3 protein-coding genes are annotated in these 1329 nt (G+C 46.7%); all 3 read right to left on the bottom strand.

From position 1 onward, the window contains the following. The coding region (locus tag R7070_RS25365; protein WP_031838993.1) for a MarC family protein at window positions 1-212 on the bottom strand (212 nt) is incomplete at its 3' end. 119 nt (window positions 213-331) lie between these two features. Beyond that, window positions 332-553, bottom strand: a complete 222-nt coding sequence (locus R7070_RS25360; protein ID WP_015297472.1) for a YecH family metal-binding protein — start codon at window positions 551-553, stop codon at window positions 332-334. A 69-nt stretch (window positions 554-622) separates the two neighbouring features. Next, the gene (locus tag R7070_RS25355) at window positions 623-1243 is read right to left on the bottom strand and encodes a lysoplasmalogenase (protein WP_005481960.1); all 621 of its coding nucleotides are present in this window, start codon (window positions 1241-1243) and stop codon (window positions 623-625) included. Window positions 1244-1329: the final 86 nt, after the last annotated feature.

Raw genomic sequence — 1329 nt, 5'->3', positions numbered from 1 at the left:
AAAGTTTCCGGCTGTACGTGCAAAAAGCTCAAGATGCTTTGTCCGGCGAACAAGAACAACATCAAAATCAACAAGGCAAAAATCAGCTCGCGGATGAGCACCTTACGACGACGTTTGGGATCGATGTGTTTAAGAATGGACAACACAATGGGCAAATTGCCAAGAGGGTCCATGATAAGAAACAGCATGGTCGCTGCAGAAAGAATATCCATGTTCTGGCCTCGACGAAAAAAATAGCGACCAGTGTATAGTAAGGAGATTGTGCGAGTATACGGCTAAGGGCGAAATCAGATAATTCGCCCTCGATTACCGAAACAACCTCAGACGCCGCTTAATGGTTGCAAATACGCGCCATGTTGACGACGAACTTGCCTTCGAGTTCGCGAACCTTATCGCGCTGTAATAAAAAGGTTAGCAATGCATCTAAGTCTAGATCATTCAACTTACAGGTATGAAAGCGTACGTCTGCGCCAAAATGTTGTGCGAGCTCGTCGCGGCTCATTGGGGTTTCACGTAGTAGGTTTAGTAAGTTGTGAGCATGAATGTCACTCATCGTTAACTCCAGTTAGCAAATAGAACCCGACCAGTGTACTGAAATCGTCGAGCACTGCTTTGACTTACGTTAGTAAATGATAGAAGCAACAATGAGTGCATGAGCAAGAAAGTAGCTTCCACTTACCCAAACATACGCGCGCTTCATTGGTTTACGGAATCCGTGTATGGCGTAAGCGAGCGCGGAATACGTCATGATGACGGTGCCACTAAAGCCAATGGCATTCGCGTAGCTAGGCGTTTGTAGCCAAACCTCACCGGCTGCCCAAGCGAGCTGCACTAGCATTATGCCCATAGTCACAACGGGAAAAACGAGCGAATCTAACTGCGGTAAAAGAAGGAAAAACGCCACGATACTGGCGGCAAGCAACAAAGCCAACAACCACCACACGATATCGCCATTGAGCTGAACCCAAAAAGATTTGCTGTAGCACACTTGCGCTGCGAGATAGGCAGCAAAATAGATCAGCTTGCGTGTTTTAAACGAATGCAGCGTATCGGCGAACATAGAAACCACCAAACCACCAGCAATCCAGTAGCTGTGATCGGCCGACGGCCCTTGGGTTAGCACCAAAATAAGAAGAAGTAATAGCGTAAAGATTTTAAACACTAAGGATTGTGTCGGGTTCGCTTGCTTTGCACCCAACACGGAATACATACCTGATAACCCTATCGCCAGCCAACTCCACATGCCGTACATACCTTTTACTTAAACTCGCCGCTAGTCTAGGTAGACCAGTTTTGATGTAAAGACACAATCTACGAAAGTTGGATCTC

Origin of the sequence: Vibrio sp. 1557 (genome assembly GCF_033340175.1) — a bacterium.
Taxonomy (GTDB): Bacteria; Pseudomonadota; Gammaproteobacteria; order Enterobacterales; family Vibrionaceae; genus Vibrio; species Vibrio alginolyticus.
This window is presented reverse-complemented; position numbering and strand designations above follow the sequence as displayed.